Consider the following 19,060-nt stretch of genomic DNA (forward strand, 5'->3'; position numbering starts at 1 on the left):
CCTATTGATTATTTCAAGGAATAATGACCGTTGAAATTTGCACAAGCTCTCAGCATTCTCTCAAAGTCTTCTCCGTATGCGGTTAGTACCGAGAGAGAGCACTATCAAGATCACCTCGTTGGATTCAAGAGATACATATACATCACGACAGATATAGAAGCGGATTTTAAAAAAGCACTCCTATCTGCTAAGTCCAATCAAGTCATCTTCCTATGCGGAAGTAGTGGTGATGGCAAGTCTGAGATCTTGACGCAGTACAGCCAAAAGCACAAAGTGACTCATGACTTCCATTTGGATGCGACTCACAGCTTCAATCCAAGCCAGACAGCCATTCAAGCTCTTGATCAAAGATTCACCCAGTTCAAGCAAAGTCATAAACCACTTGTTGTGGGTATTAACGTTGGTATGCTCGGCAATTATGCAGAAGAAGGTTCCAAAGAGCATAGCGACATCAAAAAGGTGCTCAGAGACTTTCTCTCTCGTAAGCGATCAGCAATTCCAAAGCAGTACGTATTCTTGGATTTTGAAGACTATCCAAAATTCACCTTCAATGCTGAGGGCTGTGCATCAGACTTTGCAGAAAAATTTCTAAAAAGATTGACAGCACAAACGCTTGAGAATCCTTTCTATGCGCTTTATGACAAAGAGCTCAAATCTCTAGGTCATACTCGCCTGACGGCAAACTATGCGCTGCTGAGTCGCCCTTCAGTTCAGGAATCTCTGATCGGCTTATTACTCAAAGCCCGTCTTATCAAAGATCAGTTCCTCACGGCCCGAGCGTTACTGGATTTCATTTTCCAGTTGCTCGCGGCGGATGGCTACTTGTTCGACAACTTGTTTGCAGGCAGTGATAACGAGCTGTTATCCCGTATACAGGGTTTTGACCCAAGTAATCTGCACACGCGCACCGTCGATGAGTTTGTGCTTCAGCATGAGCTGGGCATTGAAGATGAGCGTTTCAATGCGTTTAGATCTAAAATTAACGAGCTTGGTTTTTACGAGGTAACCAAAGCAACGTCTTTTCTTCGCCTTTTCTATTTGCTTCGGGGTGACAAAGAGCTCAGCAATGAGTTTGTAACGCCTATCCAAAACGAGTTCACAAACAATCTGGTAGAAACCTATGCATCTGTCTGGATGCGACATCGTGATTTCGATGGTTCAGGAAAGATGCGCAAACTGCTTGGCAGTTTCTACAAAGAAACGCTGATCGCAGCGCTTCACCGCTATTGTAATCGTCATGCCCCAACACTCGACAAAGACGAGTATTTAGTTTCTGAGCTTAATGGCTACAAAACGGCGGTGTCTCTTGAAGTTAAGGCCGATTTTTCAGCAATACAAAACAGTACACTCGAAAAAATAGGCACCTTCAATGTGTATCTGAAAGTCGATGAACAATCGCTTAAGCCAATGCCAATTAGCGTCAAACTACTTGAGATTTTGGTCAAGATTGGGCAGGGGTATCGCCCTAACAAGCACGACAAAAATGCTGTTTTGTTACTTGATGAAGCATTGGAACAGATACTGACAGTAGCTAAGCAAAAAGAGACCTTTTTTATTCTCAAGGGTGATAAGCGCTACAAAATCGTGAAAGAAGAAAGTGACTATTTTGAAGTGAGTGGTATGCACTAATGACGACCGATAATTTCACATTACCGATAAAGGCCGGTTTGCCACAAACGGTAGCTGATAAGTTCCAAAATAAGAATACGTTGAGCAGTTACATTCCCATTCGTACGCAAGGCAATGATTTTGACTGGTCATCAGTCGTGGGCTTAGTCCTGCGTGGATTACTTTGTAAAAAAATAGGAAAGTACAATTACCAAGATTTTACTGCGGATTGCAAAAACAACTTACAAAACAAATTGGGTGAAGAGGAATTTTGGAGTGTACTTGAAGATATGTATTTCACTAATGAAAATATATTCTCGGTAACCCCTGAGTTTCTGTTGTTTAAGAGCCAGAAGAGTCAAGATAACAAGTACACGCGCGACATGCGAATGGCATCCTTGTTTATTAACTTACTTCAAGGACAGCAAATTGAACGATTTGAATCTAACTTGAATTTCCTCGAAGAGGAGTTTCTTAAAACGCTTTTAGACAAAACAAAGTCAGATCGTGACAAGGACTTCCAAGTGACCGAGTCACCATATTTGCCCTATATAGCAGAGGCGTTTAAACGTGACCTCGAGTTTTTAACTGGTTATCCGAAATACCTGTTGGATGAGTTCGAGCGTTTCTTGGCATTTTATGGCTTTGCTTACACGGCTCAATTAAGCCTATCGTTGTCGGATTGGAAAACAGGTGAAGCCCCAACCGCGAAACCGCTGTATTTCATCATGGATCATGAGCGCGCCAGCAGTGAACGTATCCATATCAAAAAGCACGGTTACAAGCTTTTTAGCGAATCGTCTTTCAAGCTGTTTCCCTTCCTCTCTATGCTGGAAAATCTTCAACCAAACCCAGAAAAATTAAAAAAACCTTTGTGGCAATTGGCAAAGGATATTAAGAGTTCAGAGCGGAGTGATCTAGCTGGGTATATTGAAAATTACGCAAAAATGTTTCGCCACAACAGAAAACTTGAAACAGCAATACCTGAAAAAGCAGAAACCGCAATTGATTGGTTGGAATATGCTTTGAAGCTTGCTGAAGAACAGTTCAGAGACCCTAAAACCGACCGTCCGGGGACTATCAAAAAATATATTAAAGCGGTTGAAGAAAACATGGCTACTGGCTTCGTGCAAGCTCGTGGTCGCTCTGGTCGGGTGTTAGTACTCACTCAAGACCACATTATTTTGCTTACTAACCTGGTGGTGGGTAAGGAAGAAAAGCTTCGCTTCCATGAGCTGATAATTGGCTTACAGCAAAGGGGGATTTTTGTTGATAAGCATACAGAACAAGAGCTTATTAAGTTCTATGAGCGAATTGGCAACGTTGAACGCATGAGTGATAGTGGAGATGCAGTGTATGTGCGCAAAACAATTTGAATCGTTTCTGGTTGAGCAGTTTTTACTGCACGCGAAAGGAAACATCCGCGCAGGCTATCGCTACCAGTTTAACTCTCCTGACCATGCTAATAGTCAGCGACTTTTCGATGCGCTCTTAGCGCGAAAAGGAGGAGAGAGCGAAGCTCGCAATGGTGTAGCGCTGAGCTATTTAGACCTAGAAGACTGCAAAGTGGTGCCAGTGCTTCATAGCGAAGATGCGTGTGAAACGGGCTTTACCGAAAACTACATCTCTAATTTGCGTGACGAAATAGCAAGCCAGGAAGGTCCGTTGAAGGGCTGTGCACTGGTGGTGATTCACAATAGTCGCCTAGATACTCTCATCAACTCGGCGGAAGATCTTGGCCAGTCTGGCCAGGTGTGGAGTCCAGGGAAAATCAAATTCGCTCTTAGTGGCTTTATTGAGCAATCTGACAAATCTCGAGACGTTTCGCTTTGCCTTTTGGACGACCAATTTGACGCGATTTTGGAAGATGGTGCGACCATGTTCGGTTTCGAGTCTTTATACAAGGCAGTTGAGGATGGCGAGCTGTGTTTCAGCGAGCTAGGCATGTTTGAGGATCCTTTTGTTGCTGAGTTATCGGGCAATAAAAAACAGATCAAACAGCGCCTAGAAGAAAACCGTACGCTTTACCAAGAGTTGTCGTTTGAAGTAGAGCATTTTGGTCAGCAACTCGAAGAAAGGCTGAAAGGCTTTAGTAGTAGGTTTATCAAAGAACATTTTTCTGACGATGGTTGGAAAGATGTGGAGTTTGAAACTTATCGAGAAGAGATCAAAAGGAATAAGATTCAGAACCTTAAGCATGAAGGTGAAGACGAGACCAATAATGCGCAAGTGATTGGTCGCTACCCAAAAGAAACTAAAGCAGGATTGCGTGACCGTCACTTGATTATTGCACTGGAAGAAGGGCAAAGTGAGTTTGAACTTAAACTGAGCTTTTCTGGCATCAGCGATTTAAGAAAAGAGCAGTTTAAAGTCTCGCCAGCGAATGCACTTGGCAAACAAGAAGTCATCAGCACGCGCCTAACTAGTAAAGGGGCAAACGCTACTCTAGCAGCTAGTTATGCCAATGAGCCTTTGTTTTTCACGCTAGCATTGAAGCGTGACAATACCTCTGAACACCATAACTTCCGTTGCTTGGTTGTCAGAAAAGGCGAGTTTCACCTCGAGGCATTCAAAAACATTTTCGCCGTTGAGCCTTCAAAAAAACGCCTTACCTTGAAAACGGTAGACAGCAGCTTGGTTATTAACCCGGCGCTAACTGCAAACCGAAGACTAGATGATGTCGGTGAAGTGGTTGACCGCGCAGAATTTGGTGTTGTCGATTTTGAATCTTTGGCCAACGAGTCAGAAGAAATCAGCTTTGTGGTGAAATCAGGTGATAATTCCCTGACATTTTATATTGAGGGTGAACAGGTAGAAAGCAGCCTGTCCTTCCCATTGCTGCTTAACCAATCTCGCTTCCACAAATTGTTTGACGATCACGTGTTTGGCGAGCTTTATCCGAGTAAAGACGTTGTCGTGATCGATCATAGTGAATTTCGCGTCATGGAGCCGCGCATTAGCCTACTTCGTTGGGAAGAGTGTTTCGTTCAGCAAAAGCAAGTCTACCTAGCGGAATCCAACAGCATGGCGTTGGAACAGTTAAGGTCTATTGATGACGGTCTTCACTCAGCATACCAAGCACTGTTTGACTATCTAGCGAGCCGACGAACAACTATTTCGTTGGTTTCGTGGGGGCCTATATTTACGGCACTCGTGAAAGCGACCGTGGATGCATTCCTTGATTATTTCAACGCGATCCCAACTGGTGGCATGCTTACCAAAGAGCAAAAGCTTGTGATGCAAATCGGTTTGGTTCGCGAGAATGGTGAAGAATATTACTCGCCATTCCACCCAATGGTGTTGGCTTACTACTTAAATCTTTGTAATGAAATGCAAAAAGATGACAGCTTTGCTGACTTGCCAACTGTCACGTTCAATCGCTTGGGGCCAAGTGGACTGCTTCCGTATGTCTATCATCCCAAGCATGGGTTTGCCTACAACCAGCAAGTAACAGAAAACGGGTTTTGGGTTAAAAGTGTCCCTCACCAGAAAAGTTGTCTGAAGTTCGTTCGCAAGCTGGTTAAAGAAAAGATCAACGAGTTCCAAAAAGCGTTTCGCCACTTGTTTACCGGCTCAGAGAAGAGTGTGTTGGTGAATGCCGTGAATCAAGATCGTGCAGAAGAGTTATTCCTCGGTTTGGTTGACTATGTAAAAGATAACCTCGATAAAGCGGCATCAATTCATGTCAACCTCTACGATGATGAGCTGGTTTTCAATGCATTTGACCAGTTTGCAGAAACGTTCAATTACGAAGAATTAAAGTCTTGGTTGGAATTGGACCGAGAGAAAGTGCGAGAAAATGCCGACACCATTATCGATATTCTGCGAACCCGGCTAACTTACAGCAAGTTTACCAATGCTCAAAGTGAACGCGAAGGGCAAGCCTACTCGCACCTGTCTTTTTTCAGAAACAACGACAACGTGAAGTTAACGACCTTGAGCGTTGACGACATGCCTAGTGGTATTGCGTGTGATGGTCTGCTGACGGGCGACGCTTCTAAAAGTGATGAAGGCTCATACTTCACTGCATTTGGTTTGCAAAACGTTCAATATAGTAACCAACCACACTTGGAAATAGCGAAGTATGTTGGCTCGTTAATAGAACCAGCATTTAAGCCCAGCACACAATACACGGGGGCCAATGCTCCTGCTCTTGCGGTCAGTGAAGACTTTAAATCTCTGCTAGCGCGCTCTTATGACAGCTCGATTTGGACCACCATCATCGACCCGAAAGTGACGCTAGACTTCTTCCACGCCAATCAATGTATCGTGCTTATTCATTATTCTGATCAGTACACCAGCTCAGCCAGCTACGATGCGATAACCGTGACGGCACAGCGTGGTTTGTTCGAAAGGGTGGTTGCACAAAGTGGCGGCAAGCACATTAACGAGTTCAATGCCTTCAATGGTGATTGGCTACTGAAGATGTTGACTTGCAACGACACCATTCGCAAAGAGCGAACTGGCATTATCGGCGCCTATAAATTTGCGACGTGTCTGGTGCACCAATCTGATATCACCTGGGTTCCGCTCTCAGTTGGTGAAATGATCCGCGTGTCGGGTAACATCGGCCTGAAAATGACCGACAGTGACTTCTCACGCAATGTGCAGAGATATAAAAAAGGCGCGATTTCAGATGATATACTGCTGGTGGGCTTTAAAGAGGGTAACCTTTATTTGCTTCCTGTCGAAGTGAAAGCAGGCTCCACGCCAGACTACAAAAAAGCAGTACAGCAAGCGAATGAGCTTCGCCGCTATCTAACAGAGCTTTTGAGCGACGAGACACTGGCGTCGAAGCTATACCGAGGCTTGTTTATGCGCCAAGTGTTGATGCAAATCGACAAATACCGTCTGTACAACGTATTCAGCAATGACTATTTCGAAGCCCTGCTGGCAGAGAAAGAAGAGTGGCTGCGCGGTAAATACGCGATTGCGGAGCTTGAGAACTATCCAGCAGGTCTAGTGGTTAGCCACCTTGAAAGCGGAAGCTGTTTCGAACCTGGCTATAACATGCAGGATGGCGTGTTGAAGGTTGACCTTCCTATGTCTTTGCTGCCTTCACTGGTGCAACACCCGCTTCAAGTATTAATGAACGAAAAGGACATCGCACAGATCTGCCATGTGCCGGCGGAGTATATGTTGGTGGGGCAGACAGCTTTGAAAAAAAGAGAGTCGCTCGTTCCATTAGACGTTGTGGTCGAAAAGCCAGAGGATTTAAAACCGAACCTCCAAACAGAGGAGCCGTCAAAGTTAGCTGCAGAGCCAACTCCAGATTATGCGAGTGAATGCCGAGTTGAAATTGGTCAGAATACGCTTACCGGCGAAAAAGTTTTCTGGGAGTACGGGCACAAGGATTTAGCAAACCGTCACCTGATCATTTTTGGTAGCTCAGGGCAGGGTAAGACCTACTGTATACAAGGTTTGTTGATGAGCTTGGCCGATGCTCAAATTCGGTCGCTGGTGATTGATTATACAAACGGATTCTTGCCGAATCACCTTGAGCCGGAGTTTATTGAACGAACAAATCCTAAATCCAATATTCTTTGTAATGAGCCATTTGGTATGTCTCCATTTAGAGCTCAAAAGCAAGATTTTGGCGGGATTTTTCTCGAAGAGAAGCCTCATATGGTGGCTGGAAGGGTAGCCTCTGTTTTTAACAAGGTATATTCGACAATTGGCGAGCGCCAGATCGCAGTGCTCAATGAAGTGATTGAATCTGGTGTCCAACGATATGGTAGTGCTTATAGCTTACAGAATATGTTGGATGACCTAAACGAGGAAGAAACTGCAGGACCAGCACTTGCAAGCAAGCTGGCTCCTCTTGTTAAGTCTAACTTGTTTTCATCTGACAGTGATAAAAGTTGGAATGATGTGTTTGAGAGTGAACATCACCGCTCGACAATTATGCAACTTGCGTCGCTTAACCACGATATTTCAATGCTTTGTACTGAGTTTTTACTTTGGGATCTATACTCCTACGCATGTAGTTACGGTAGTAAGGAAAAACCGATTCCTATTGTATTGGATGAAGTGCAGAACCTCGATCATCGCCTGGAGAGCCCATTGGGCAAAATGTTAACGGAAGGACGCAAGTTTGGGGTATCCCTAATTCTGGCGACTCAAACGCTAAGTATGCTGCGTAAAGATGAGCAAGATCGTTTATTCCAGGCGTGTCACAAGCTGATTTTTGCACCAGCAAAAACAGAGACAAAGACGTACGCGAAAATTCTTGAACTGAGCATGCCAGGTACAAAGCAGGCTGAGTGGGAAAAGCAACTAGGAGACCTATCCAAAGGGCAGTGTTTATCAGTTGGCTACCATTTGGATAACGGTCAGTTGAAGATGAGTGTTAAGAAAGTGAAGGTTTCCTCCATGTTATCCCGCCTGAACAATTCTAAGGGTTGAGCCTGGTAGGTCTATGGATCGTAGCTTTCTGAAAAATTTAGTTAATTTCGTGCTGGCGGCGAGGGGACTAAAGGGCCCCTCATAATCCTTTGATGTTGTTATATGCACTGGTAATCCCCCCTGCATTCAGGTTAGGAGAAAATTCTACTTATGCCTGCATCGATTTTTCGGGGGGATTACCATATGTCAGATCAAGTCGCGACTAATACAGATTACCGTTGTTAGTGTGCCATTTTCATGCTTTGTTAGCAAAGATGCGGTGAATATCGACTTATTATTTTCCATTATTTGTATACTCCATATACAAAATCTTTTACCGAGCGATAGTTTCTTAACCCCGCAATCCCATCCTCAACATGTGCTGCCCAGGCTTTAATCATATCCTTCTGCGTCATCTGTGGATAAAGCATCTTCAACACCAATTCTGTAGTCTGTAATGTCTCCCCCAGCCACGTAATTTTATCCAGTACCAGCGAGCCATCCAGCTTCTTGGTATCCCGCTCAGGCGAATAACGGAACTCGCTCTCTACCGAACGGAAAAATGCCAGTCGAGCAGCGACATTGGGCGTAATTCCAGTATATCCCTTTAACTTTTTAAGCTGTTCTTCAGTCTGGCGACTGAGCTGCATTCTGTTAGGGAGCATCAAATTGCCTCCTTAGTTAATTCCCAGAAATATCCCGGTTTTAAAGTTGATGACTTAGTGTTCGCATTAAAAACGATTTCATAAGCATGAGAGATGTCATCTCGCAATTGATCGACAAAATATCGCTCATCGACTTCTGTATCTGTTGATAGCAGCACTACCTGATGACTAGCAAACGGGAAGTAATAATTAATCAATTTATCTCTATGCTGAGAATCTAAACGGCCCAGTGGCGTATCTATAATCACTGGCAAATCACGACCAGATGTTTTCGCCAGAGCTTCAAGTATTGCTATTGCATAGATTTGTTTTTCACCAGCGGAAAGAAGCTTACGATTTATTACTGTGCCTTTTTCATCGATCAATTCCACATCAAACGTTTCAGGATTGATATGTGCATTGAGCTGTAAATCCTCTTTACGAGCTAATTTGCGATAAGCATCGCCAAAATTGACTGACAGCGTTTTCACCCTGGCTTTTGTTAAAAGTTCACTATATCGATCAAGCAGGTTGATCGTTTCCTGCGCATTATTAAATGCACTATCGGAGTTATGCTGATTACGAGCCAGGTCATGAGTTTTTTGTATCTGGCGAGCACATTCAAGCTGCTGTTGTTTAGTTTGCTTTGCTTCTTCCAGAAGCAGGCGATACTCCTGGCGTTTACTCTCGCGTTGCCGGTCAAGCTCTCGAAGTTTTTCAAATATATCTATGAGCTGATCATCTTCGGGTGCACGAGCGATGTTTGCTGCCGCTTGCTCAAGTTGCTCTTCAACTTCTGCTAATTGGGTACGATAGAGATCAAAACGTTCCCAGGATTTCTTACTATCTTGCTCGATGGACTGTTCAATCATCCCAGCTTCCCGTTCCGAGATGTCAAACAATAATTCCCCTTTAGGTTTACTAGCCAGGAAATCTTTTAGATTATCTTCAATCGCTTCGGCAGCAATAAGACCTGTAGTACCTGAACGGAATGAGATATCATTTTTTAGCTGTACGAGGAATTGATTCAATTCTTTTTCAAAACTGCTCGCTTGCTTGATTTGCATCTCTTTATTAATTTGTTCCAGCAAACGGCTTAAAGTTTTAGGTGCTAAAGCATATGGCAATGAGCCATCGCACTCATGGCGCAAGGCTTTTTCAAGGCGCTCTTTTTCTTTTAAAAGCGTATCAACTTTCTGTTTTTCTTGTGTTTTAGTCTGGGCAAAAGCACCACCTTCTGCATTGAGAAGGGATTCATATCGCATGATTTCTTTCGTCAGCAAATCGATGCGCATTTTTGTAAAATCAGCTTTTTCTAAAATCTGCTCCGCCAGGAAAGAAAAATTTTTAGCCTGTTCTTCAAGATCAGAAAGCTTTTGCTGTTTTGAAACCTCTAACTGGCTTGATTGTTGACGCTTGACAAATATCATCAAATCATTTCGAAGTTTCGAAATGAGATCTAAACCTAACAAGCGTCTTACCGCTGTGCGTAGAATATTTCCTGAATCGTCTTCAGCAAGTTCTGCAATTTTTTCGCCGTCGAAGAAGAACAAATCTGCAATTCCATGTGGAATTAATTCATTCAGGAATCCCTGGCACTGATCATAATCCAGCTCATTCAGAGGTTGGCCATCTTGCTGAAGCGAGAGCTGATCTTTTTTACCTTTTTTCCAGGAACGTGTAACGGTGAATTCAGCTTCATAACCACCTTTGTTATAAGTAAAGCTGAGCTCGATAGATGCTTCACTCGGATCTTCTCCAGAAGTGGAGCCGTTATGAATTAATGCACTAAGCTCTTCAACATATTCTTGCTGTTGGGTTGAGGAACCAAACGCAAGTCTGCCGTATAAGGCAATTCGGATAGCCGATAGAATGGATGTTTTCCCAGCCCCGTTTAGTCCACCAAATAAAACTATTGGACGAGGATTAGAATTGTTTTGGCGTTTCCTTGGCGCCAATTCAATAACGTGCTCTCCTCTGAAGACTCTAAAGTTTTGCAAAACCAGCTGTTTAATTAACATGTTCTTTTTCCTCACTGGTAAGCAGAGACGAGTCACTTACTTCGGCAATTCTGCGCTGCAATATCTGGAGTTCGGCTTCTAACTGAGCGACTTCGCCCTGATGTATATCCCGATCGTTTCGTTTCTGTAATGCTTCTTGTTGCAGCTTAATTTCTTCAAGACTGCCCCAGTCCTGTCTCAGGATGGTGCCTAACTTGTCAAAGATCCCCTGACGTCGGCTCAGGCCTTCCATCGATACTTCCAGTTCGATTAACTTCATGACCATCTCAGGTTCAACATCAAACCCTTGAGATATCTGCATTAGCAAGTCAGCATCACTGGCATCAAATCTTGACTGGTCGTCTACAACCCAATCCAAATCTTTTTGGTAGACCTCCCGATAGATACCCGGCAGGGCATCATACCAATCGGGCTCATTCGGATCTTTTAACCATTCCTGGCGAATAGCATGTAGTTCAGGTTCAGTGATAAGCGTGATGGTGTGGCCCTGAGCATTCATATCTCGCTCAATTTCCAGTAAATCTTTCAACCATTGCTGACGATACTTCATCCAGTAAGGTCCTGGAACATGCTTACGTTCAGCACTTATTTCCTCGCCATCTTTGGCGTATTGATAACTGACCTTGCCGCTACGGCGCTTATAGTTACGGTAAGTGTCTTTATTTGCTGGATCAGTGGTGAACGCCAGAAGATCGCGATACTTCAGTAATGGAGACATCCAGACTTCACCATTCTGGATCAGGCTTTCCATTGCTTTATCTTTTGTAACCACGGTACATGTCCAGCATCCAAAGCGTGAACTACCGCAAGATGGCGTACTGTCATCGATAACGAGTGGACATTCGCCTTGTGCTGAAGAGTCCATGTACAGTGTCCACAATGGACGGTTGTTACCACCCCATGGGTTTTCCCACTCATCAATATCATCTGGAGAATAACGGAATGCACCTCTGAGTAATTTCCAGACGTCTTCAGTGTCCCAGGTATCGATAGGGGTATAGATAAATGCATTTGCAAGAGTGGTATGCCTCGCCAGGCGGGTACCATCAATTTTGTGTTTGGCTATGACCTGCGCGCGGGATGCGCTTTCGCTGCTACGTGATCCAAGTACAACGATGACTTCATCAAACTGGCTGACTTTATCTTTAATAAAATCGCTTACCGGGTTGATTTTCATGCGCTCAGTACACCAGCGGAAACTACGGGTAGGGGCCGGATAACCTTTACCTAGCAGATTGACCCAGAAGGTTTCGTGGGTCTTTGGCATGACAGCATGCTGAGTGATTGGAAGCCCAGCGCGTTTAGCACCGGCTTCGATTCGTTGCATGGTCTTCTTGATCAAATCCACTACGACTGGTGTCTCTACCAATGTGTCGGACGAAACAAGAAACACATCTTTCTGCCGCATAGCGGGCGGTAGTCCCAGTAGTGCAAGATATACCAAAGTAATAACAGCGCTGGAATCTTTACCCCCGCTGTAACCAATCACCCATGGACGCTTATCGGCACAATAGATACGTTGTACTTCAGATACGTATTCTGCCAGGGGCCGCCCGGCAAAATTTTCCTGGTTGATAAAATCTTCGTAATCGGCCAGATCGTGGGCCTGAATTAGTTTACTCATGAGATAACCATTTGAGCTTCGAGCTCTTGTTCTTCATTTGAAAGGGGGAGCGATAAGGCGATTTTAAGAGCATTGCAGGTAAGCTGGATAGATGCCGTCGTCTTACTGAGTTTACCATGTTGCATTGCACGTTTGGTAAGCTCTGGGCTGCTTTTACGCCAGTCGAACTCTCTAAGCTCACAAATTATTTTTTGCCATGAGTCAGGGTGCTCTGAGAGCAGGCAGTGACCCAGTAAACCCAGAGCCTGAAGACCTATGCCGTGTGCATGAACATACTCCTGGCGAAGTTGAGCAGGAGATACCTCTTTTTTGGCAGCTAATTGCCAGTCTGGCATGACCTGAAATATCGCCTGCCAGTAGAGGGCCGCAAGGTCAGAACACTGCTCAACATCATTGGCTTTAGGTTCTTTTCCCAGCAGAGAACGCGTAGCTTGCTTGATGCTGCTTAAGGTGAAGAGTTTGTTTGAAAACTTACTGATGCTGGATTTTTCCATTTCAGTTAGTCCGATAAAAGGCTCGATATTCATAGCCAGATACCGTGATAAGTTCGAACTGATATCTCTGTGGTCGTAAAGTGTAGCAAGAGAAGGGCTTGGCCTGATGGCATATTTGTTCAAATCAGCAAACATTTGCTGACTGCGTTTAAGCCCTTCATCTACAAAAAATAATACGGGAATATTATCTTGTCCCAACTCAGGCCTTGCATCCAGTGCGTCTTCTATCGCTTTCCTGCGATGCTGCCCATCATTGATTAAAATTTGTGCCTCCATGGGCACCCGCAAAGTCCCTAAGTTATTGGAACCCGAATACTCATCGAACTGCACATCTACTGCAATGGAAGCAGTTAGAGCTGAAAAAACATAATCACTTGGATTTTCAAGTAAGTAGCGGACCATTTCAGGTATACGGGCTTTGTTTAACGTTCTTTGTGCGCGCAACTCAGGTGGTACTTCATTTTCGTCAAAACTAAAAATTTTGGGGATTATACGCATTGGGCAGGTAGCAATATAAAACGGTCTGCCTGCCTGGATTCCTCTGACAGCGGGGAAAGAGTAGCAATAGTCAGTGTCGAATTTCGCCATACAGAGGTTACCTAGAAGTAATATTCATTTTACGTAAAAATAAACGTTTTATAGTCTTTTGTCATCTTTTTTTACGTAGCAGTTTCACTTTTTTTGGCGTTTTTCCCTGAATTTGGTGCGGGGTATAATTCTATTTAATTCAAAAACTTATCTGAAAACCTAAATCGTAAGCTTAACGTTTTAGGAGCGTTTTACTCGCTCATTTAACCATCTCATCTAAAACTGTTTCCTCTTGTCCTGATATGCCTTGCAAGTTCAAAATAAACTCTCCCCAACCCAAAAAAAGACGCTCACCATCAGTGACTTTCCCCAGCCTCTCTGCCTCCACACAACCCCTTACGGATACAACGACGCTTTCCCCTCTGAACTAAACCGCGCTATCTCCGCCACAACCATTTCACACGCAGCCTGCATCAGACCTGTCCCTGTCGACCTGCCGTTATTCGGCTCAGCGTCCGGCTGCTGACGCGCAGCTGTCTTTATGCATCACAGAGATGGCACTTCAACAACCTTACATGGTCGATAGATTTTGTCATGGATGCACTTGCCAGCGGCCGCCGGATTAAGTGGCTGACCTGCCTGGATGATTTCACGAAGGAGTGTCTGACGATCACCGCCGCTTTCGGTATTTCAGGCGTTCAGGTCGCTTGTATTCTGGACAGCATCGCGCTTTTTCATGGCTATCCGGCAACGATAAGTACCGATCAGGGCCCGGAATTTACCTGCCGCGCACTCGATCAATGGGCTTTTGAGCATGGTGTAAAGCTGCGACTTATCCAGCCGGGTAAGCCAACGCAGAATGGATTTATTGAGAGTTTCAATGGCCGCTTTCGGGATGAATGTCTGAATGAGCACTGATTCAGCGATGTTCTTCATGCCCGGAAAATTATTAATGACTGGCGGCAGGACTATAACGTCTCCAGACCTCATTCATCGTTGAATTACCAGACTCCAGCTGAATTTGCAGCAGGCTGGAGAAATGGAAAATCAGAAGGTAAACAAACCGACATTACTAACTGATCGTTGTATCTAATACTGGGGGCAGGTCAGAAGGCCCGTACAGCAAAGTCTGAGTGTCTCATACCCATGATAATTAGCCACAAATCATGGGATATCTGATGGATTTATAGCCTTGCCGATTTGTCCCAATAACTGGTGTCCTTGCTCAGATACGCGATACTTTGGTTTTGATGAGGTTTCGTTATAAACAGTATCTACCATTCCATCGTTCATCAGGTTGGTTACTATCGTCGCAACATTGCTAAATCCGGGAATACCCCGTGTAGCAAGGGTGCGATCCAGTATCATCCATGTCCAGTCTATGTCTTTTTCTGCCATGACTTTCAGGACGTTGAGCTTTGTAGTGGTTAACACGTATTTCTTTGATATCATGAGAGATTATGTCAATTGTGAATGACGCCTTCCCGGAATGTTTTAAGGCGAGATACTTCATCAAGCCATTAACCAAAAATGAATGGCTGAACCGCCAACAGAGCTTCTGAGGCGGTTCCTGAAACGACTGTTATGATAAATCGGTCTGGATTAAATCTTGATGATCAAGTTCTTCCAGAAGTCGAGAGCCTTGCTCTGATATCTGATAGTGATCCATACCTGCTGGGGTTCTTGGTATTATGTCAACTAATCCCGCTTCGGATAAGCCCCTAATAAGCCGTGCAACATTACCCACTCCATCCATTTTTCGCTTTGACATAGCGCGATCAAGATTATACCAATTCCAATTTACGTCATTTCTTGAAGCTAACAGCTTAAGAATGTTTAGTTCAGTGTCGTTTACCATGATGGGGTATCCGGATGATAAAGGTCATCGCCAGTTATTCTATAATCTTCGAGAGTTGCAGTGTGCGTGTTGTTCCATAAATCATAAGATTCAATGTCATCGGCTGGCCTGCCTGTTTCCCAACCTAAATTACAGTAACGCTGATATTCTCGACACTCATGAGTATAGTAATTCAAGTCTACTTTTTCAGGAGGTATTTCACCGTTTGCAATTTTTTTCAATCTGGAAACCATAAAGTCGTTGCCAGGATCGGGAGCAAACCGTGATATGTGTTTTTCTACGATTTGGATCCCTTCATGAGTGATTTTTATTCCGTCTGTTGTCAGGTGCTCTATTGCCCCACCTGCTTTTTCTGGGTCAAATGTTCTTGACGTAAATGTGCCTTTAGCCCCGAATGCTTCTGGTTTCTCTAACTCAGGAAATCGCATTCTTCCCATTGTTAGCCCGGCAGCAACAGATGCACCGGTGATAAGTAACCCCATGTTATCCATGACCTGTTCGTAACCCGCTGGTGCATCCCCGCCGAGTTGCTCTGCGGTCTTCCTGAATCCCTCAATATTGCCGTTGTAAATGCCCCCAGCGGCCAGAAGCCGACCCGCTGCTTTACTGTTGATGGCTTTTGTAGACTGAGCATGTTGAATGGGCACTAACGGGCGAACGTAGTATACCGGGCGTTTTAGTTGATGTGAGATCAGGTAGCTAAGCCGGGAGTGTAGGAACAAAGGCAGGTCATTCCGGAGGTTGCCAGAGGATGTTTGCACCCCCGTAATGACATGACCAATTGCGTCATTTCCCAGTAAAACAACCTTCCCGGATCGAATGTCATCCAGCACGTCCCGGTACGCCATCCAGGGCTGCTGAAAGTGGAACTGACGATATCGGCTGACAAAAAGACCATAGTTGCCCGGTAAATCCCACTCCCGGATGATTCTATTTGGCCGAGCGGTCTCCTCAAGGTAATGCGCTGCCGTATTCGGGTGGATGATGTTGGGGAAGTCATCAAGGTAGATATCATCCAGTGATTTTGCCTGATAGTGATGAAGCATAATGTCCCTATTAGCGCTACCATTGCACACAGCTTACAAAACGACCCATGTTGAGTGAGGTTTAAGACTATCCCTTCATTTACGAAGAGTGAAGTGTCTGGCGATATCCAGGCGACTAATCAAAAGGTATTTTGGGATTAAATGTAAATTATTTTCTGGCACCTCTGACAGAGAGGTCATACAGGAAAAATACCAATCATCCTGGTGGTGGTTTTTACAAGAAGCGCCTGAGCCAGAATCGCGATCGCGCCATTATCCTGGCGAAAGGTGGGGAGCACTGGTTTTACACGTTCCTTTATGCCAAACAGGATATGGCAAATATTGATAATCGCGAGCTGGCCGGATTTCGCGAGTTAGCAAAGCACTATACTGCTCTTAGCGATGAAAAGATCACGGCACTGATTAAGAGTAAAGAACTGGTGGAGATTTGCCATGACTGCAAAAAGTAAATTTAAGAGTCCTGCCTTTGAGGCCATCCACAGCGCGGCTTCTCGATTATTAAGCGTCGATGCTATCCCGCAGGAAACGATGCGCAACTTTGATAAAGCGTGCCTCAACAATGTGGATGAGCTGCAACCCATCGAGATTAAAGCGTTGCGTGAGAAGCTGAACGTCAGCCAGCCCGTTTTTGCCAGCTATCTGAACACCAGTGTGTCAACGGTGCAGAAATGGGAAAGTGGGGTAAAGCGTCCAGGTGGATTATCGCTGAAATTGCTTACCGTAGTGCAGAAGCATGGGTTGAAGGTATTGGTTTGAGTGAGTTGTACTGGCTGCAGCATTAAATGGAAACCTGACTGAATCACGGCAACAATTTTAACCTCGATAATTGGGATAAATCGGCTTTAAGCCATACACTGAAAAATTGAGGCCGGGAAAATTCTTAAATGTATTGAAACACCATCTCATGAGCAACAATATGAGATTGTAAGGAGTAGTGCAGTAACCTGGGGAGAATACAATGAGGAAGAAAGTTAAACTCTCCCTGATAACTCTCTATTTATTGAGTCAGGAAAAATAGCTGTTGGTGATTTTATGATATCCAGGGCTAATGCTCTTGAGCAATTTTTCTGGCGTGTTTCTTATTATTTCCTGCCAGATAAACCTTACGCTTTATAATAAAATGATTTTATAACTTACTTATTTCACTCTGTTTTTAGCTGGACTTTTCTTCTCTTTCCTGATGATATATACAGGTATTTAGCGCGGCGCGGATGTGCGCCAACACACCCGCGCCGCTAATCACAATCACTATTTAGAAGGAATAGTAATCATGACTGACGCCCATTCTATTGCACAACCGACTGAACCAGAAGTCTCTCCTGCAGATAACCGGCAATTAACCGTTAGCTATGCAAGCCGCTATCCGGATTACAGCCGTATACCCGCCATCACCATGAAAGGACAATGGCTGGAAGCTGCCGGTTTTGCCACTGGCACAAAAGTCGATGTAAAGGTAATGGAAGGTTGTATCGTACTCACCGCCCGGCAGGAGAGCGAACTGATGCAGTCGCTGCGCCAGGTATGCAAGTTGTCGGCGCGGAAACAAAAGCAGGTGCAGGAGTTTATTCAGGTTATTGCCGGTAAACAGAAAGTCGCCTGAATGAAAAACCGCTCCCGACATCGCTTCGGGAGCGGTTAAATGTCAGGACGCGTAAAGTAGAACGAGGGAATTTCAGACTACATCCTCGCGAGCCTCTTTAACCTACGGAACGCTTAACATCAAAAACGTCGGCCGTTACTCGCTGCTGGCGGTATCTGTAACGATAATAGTGAGGGGTTTCGTATAACGGCTGAACAGTTTGGTGGCGATGTCTTCAGCAACTGATTAGTGTCAGGTGGGGAAAGCCCCGGTTAACCTGTATCACAGATTAGATAACAGTTGCTTTAGTCAATGCAACAGGAAAGCTTGCCCCTTAAAATTATAAAGGGCAATAATTAAACTATAGTTAATTGATGTTTTTCGTATTTTAATATAATTATCGTTTGAGCGCTTATTGCACTCTGTACCCGGTACCTGAAATATCAGATAATCGCGGGTGGGTTTTCCCTGGTGTTGATTTGGTCTTTGACCTCCTGACCGCTAAGCATGGTGAGTGCATGGTGGTCAGGTACTTTTTTAAGTATAGGGTCTGCGCAGGTGTAATAAAAGCTGTCTTAAAAGACAGGGGTAATAGTTCCCATATGTGATTATCAGGAATGAATCAATGAATTCTGCTATTGAGTTTTTTTTGCGTGATTACGATGAATTTCCGCCAGAATTATCAACCGAACTCTACCGGCTCAGAAGAAAAACATTTCGTGAGAGGCTCGACTGGAAAGTCGAATGCATTGATGGCATGGAAAAGGATCAATTTGACAACGAAAATACAACTTACCTGCTGGGCATGCATAACGGGAAGTTGCTATGTGGTGCACGGTTTATAGATTCGACGCAGCCGACGATGATGAGCGAAATTTTTCATGAATATTTCGAGGGTATAAGTGGTCTCCCCACAGATATCCCCTGTTGTGAGATTAGCCGGCTGTTTTTAGATAAAGATAGACGTGACTCTGCAGGCCTTCATGGCTTGCCCGCCAGTAAAGTGTTATTCCTTGCAATGATTTTTTATTGCATGAAGAAAAACTATCGGGGGATGTACGCTGTGGCAAGTCGCGGCATGTATGCAATATTTCGCCATGCGAACTGGAAAATAGAAGTTATTCAGAAAGGCCTTTCTGAAAAAGGGGAAGTTATCTACTACATTTTCATGCCTGCCAGCATGAGCATCGTGGAAGATATTATTACCAGGGACAAAGCCAGTGGCTGGCTTCGTGAGATGTCCCGACATTTACGCCATCTTTAACCAGTAATGT

The 19,060-nt window shown here is 44.5% G+C and carries 13 protein-coding genes and 2 pseudogenes; 8 read left to right on the forward strand and 7 right to left on the reverse strand.

All coding sequences use genetic code 11. The annotated features are described in order from the left end of the window. Nucleotides 1–30: 30 nt before the first annotated feature. The 3 genes from dptF to dptH are packed head-to-tail and all read left to right on the forward strand — an operon-like array spanning nt 31 to nt 8,013. The gene (dptF, locus tag ACO6VX_RS15980) at nt 31–1,629 is read left to right on the forward strand and encodes a DNA phosphorothioation-dependent restriction protein DptF (protein ID WP_422458203.1); all 1,599 of its coding nucleotides are present in this window, start codon (nt 31–33) and stop codon (nt 1,627–1,629) included. Further along, nucleotides 1,629–2,984: a DNA phosphorothioation-dependent restriction protein DptG gene (gene dptG / locus ACO6VX_RS15985; protein ID WP_129062752.1), complete on the forward strand. Its 1,356-nt coding sequence runs from the start codon at nt 1,629–1,631 to the stop codon at nt 2,982–2,984. Before dptF ends, dptG begins: the two co-directional genes overlap by 1 nt. Further along, complete coding sequence (gene dptH, locus ACO6VX_RS15990) at nt 2,965–8,013, forward strand: DNA phosphorothioation-dependent restriction protein DptH (RefSeq protein WP_422458204.1); 5,049 nt, start codon at nt 2,965–2,967, stop codon at nt 8,011–8,013. The genes dptG and dptH overlap by 20 nt, the downstream gene beginning before the upstream one ends. Nucleotides 8,014–8,297: 284 nt before the next feature. Here dptH and dndE read toward each other — a convergent pair whose 3' ends face one another. The 4 genes from dndE to dndB are packed head-to-tail and all read right to left on the reverse strand — an operon-like array spanning nt 8,298 to nt 13,363. Further along, the gene (gene dndE, locus ACO6VX_RS15995; RefSeq protein WP_157353461.1) at nt 8,298–8,657 is read right to left on the reverse strand and encodes a DNA sulfur modification protein DndE; all 360 of its coding nucleotides are present in this window, start codon (nt 8,655–8,657) and stop codon (nt 8,298–8,300) included. Then, nucleotides 8,657–10,657 carry a DNA sulfur modification protein DndD gene (gene dndD / locus ACO6VX_RS16000; RefSeq protein WP_187511281.1) on the reverse strand — a complete coding sequence of 667 codons (2,001 nt, stop codon included), beginning with the start codon at nt 10,655–10,657 and terminating at the stop codon, nt 8,657–8,659. The genes dndE and dndD overlap by 1 nt, the downstream gene beginning before the upstream one ends. Further along, entirely contained in the window at nt 10,647–12,281 is a 1,635-nt protein-coding gene (gene dndC, locus ACO6VX_RS16005; protein ID WP_157353459.1) for a DNA phosphorothioation system sulfurtransferase DndC, read from the reverse strand. Before dndC ends, dndD begins: the two co-directional genes overlap by 11 nt. Further along, complete coding sequence (gene dndB / locus ACO6VX_RS16010) at nt 12,278–13,363, reverse strand: DNA sulfur modification protein DndB (protein ID WP_422458205.1); 1,086 nt, start codon at nt 13,361–13,363, stop codon at nt 12,278–12,280. Before dndB ends, dndC begins: the two co-directional genes overlap by 4 nt. A gap of 419 nt (nt 13,364–13,782) precedes the next feature. On the opposite strand from dndB, the pseudogene ACO6VX_RS16015 reads away from it, so the two are divergent. Then, a pseudogene (locus ACO6VX_RS16015) lies at nt 13,783–14,383 on the forward strand (integrase core domain-containing protein); the annotation flags it as partial. Between the two features lie 84 nt (nt 14,384–14,467). Here the strand turns inward: ACO6VX_RS16015 and ACO6VX_RS16020 are convergent. From ACO6VX_RS16020 to ACO6VX_RS16030, 3 genes are all read right to left on the reverse strand, one after another. Beyond that, nucleotides 14,468–14,701 (reverse strand): MarR family transcriptional regulator, encoded by a 234-nt coding sequence (locus ACO6VX_RS16020; protein WP_187513739.1) that lies wholly within the window; start codon nt 14,699–14,701, stop codon nt 14,468–14,470. 184 nt (nt 14,702–14,885) lie between these two features. Beyond that, on the reverse strand, nt 14,886–15,161 hold the full coding sequence (locus ACO6VX_RS16025; RefSeq protein ID WP_422458206.1) for a hypothetical protein: 276 nt from the start codon (nt 15,159–15,161) through the stop codon (nt 14,886–14,888). Beyond that, nucleotides 15,155–16,207, reverse strand: coding sequence for a hypothetical protein (locus ACO6VX_RS16030; protein ID WP_422458207.1), 1,053 nt, complete (start codon nt 16,205–16,207; stop codon nt 15,155–15,157). Before ACO6VX_RS16030 ends, ACO6VX_RS16025 begins: the two co-directional genes overlap by 7 nt. A 203-nt stretch (nt 16,208–16,410) precedes the next feature. On the opposite strand from ACO6VX_RS16030, the pseudogene ACO6VX_RS16035 reads away from it, so the two are divergent. The 4 genes and pseudogenes from ACO6VX_RS16035 to ACO6VX_RS16050 form a co-directional block, all read left to right on the forward strand. Continuing rightward, a pseudogene (locus tag ACO6VX_RS16035) lies at nt 16,411–16,656 on the forward strand (type II toxin-antitoxin system RelE/ParE family toxin); the annotation flags it as partial. Then, a complete protein-coding gene (locus ACO6VX_RS16040; RefSeq protein WP_422458208.1) occupies nt 16,640–16,963 on the forward strand; it encodes a helix-turn-helix domain-containing protein in 324 nt (107 codons plus the stop codon). The pseudogene ACO6VX_RS16035 and the gene ACO6VX_RS16040, both read left to right, overlap by 17 nt. A gap of 514 nt (nt 16,964–17,477) precedes the next feature. Beyond that, nucleotides 17,478–17,807, forward strand: a complete 330-nt coding sequence (gene symE, locus ACO6VX_RS16045; RefSeq protein ID WP_422458209.1) for an endoribonuclease SymE — start codon at nt 17,478–17,480, stop codon at nt 17,805–17,807. Between the two features lie 604 nt (nt 17,808–18,411). Next, nucleotides 18,412–19,050, forward strand: a complete 639-nt coding sequence (locus ACO6VX_RS16050; RefSeq protein WP_422458210.1) for an acyl-homoserine-lactone synthase — start codon at nt 18,412–18,414, stop codon at nt 19,048–19,050. Nucleotides 19,051–19,060 lie beyond the last annotated feature (10 nt).

Origin of the sequence: Pantoea sp. BJFS-204 (genome assembly GCF_049310725.1) — a bacterium.
GTDB classification, from domain to species: Bacteria; Pseudomonadota; Gammaproteobacteria; order Enterobacterales; family Enterobacteriaceae; genus Pantoea; species Pantoea agglomerans.

Excerpts from the sequence above, each read along its gene's own strand:
- ACO6VX_RS16020 (WP_187513739.1), bottom strand. The coding sequence starts at position 14,701 with ATGGCAGAAAAAGACATAGACTGGACATGGATGATACTGGATCGCACC.
- dptH (WP_422458204.1), top strand. The coding sequence starts at position 2,965 with ATGTGCGCAAAACAATTTGAATCGTTTCTGGTTGAGCAGTTTTTACTG.
- symE (WP_422458209.1), top strand. The coding sequence starts at position 17,478 with ATGACTGACGCCCATTCTATTGCACAACCGACTGAACCAGAAGTCTCT.
- dndB (WP_422458205.1), bottom strand. The coding sequence starts at position 13,363 with ATGGCGAAATTCGACACTGACTATTGCTACTCTTTCCCCGCTGTCAGA.
- dndE (WP_157353461.1), bottom strand. The coding sequence starts at position 8,657 with ATGCTCCCTAACAGAATGCAGCTCAGTCGCCAGACTGAAGAACAGCTT.
- ACO6VX_RS16050 (WP_422458210.1), top strand. The coding sequence starts at position 18,412 with ATGAATTCTGCTATTGAGTTTTTTTTGCGTGATTACGATGAATTTCCG.
- dndC (WP_157353459.1), bottom strand. The coding sequence starts at position 12,281 with ATGAGTAAACTAATTCAGGCCCACGATCTGGCCGATTACGAAGATTTT.
- ACO6VX_RS16030 (WP_422458207.1), bottom strand. The coding sequence starts at position 16,207 with ATGCTTCATCACTATCAGGCAAAATCACTGGATGATATCTACCTTGAT.
- dptG (WP_129062752.1), top strand. The coding sequence starts at position 1,629 with ATGACGACCGATAATTTCACATTACCGATAAAGGCCGGTTTGCCACAA.
- ACO6VX_RS16025 (WP_422458206.1), bottom strand. The coding sequence starts at position 15,161 with ATGGTAAACGACACTGAACTAAACATTCTTAAGCTGTTAGCTTCAAGA.
- ACO6VX_RS16040 (WP_422458208.1), top strand. The coding sequence starts at position 16,640 with ATGACTGCAAAAAGTAAATTTAAGAGTCCTGCCTTTGAGGCCATCCAC.
- dndD (WP_187511281.1), bottom strand. The coding sequence starts at position 10,657 with ATGTTAATTAAACAGCTGGTTTTGCAAAACTTTAGAGTCTTCAGAGGA.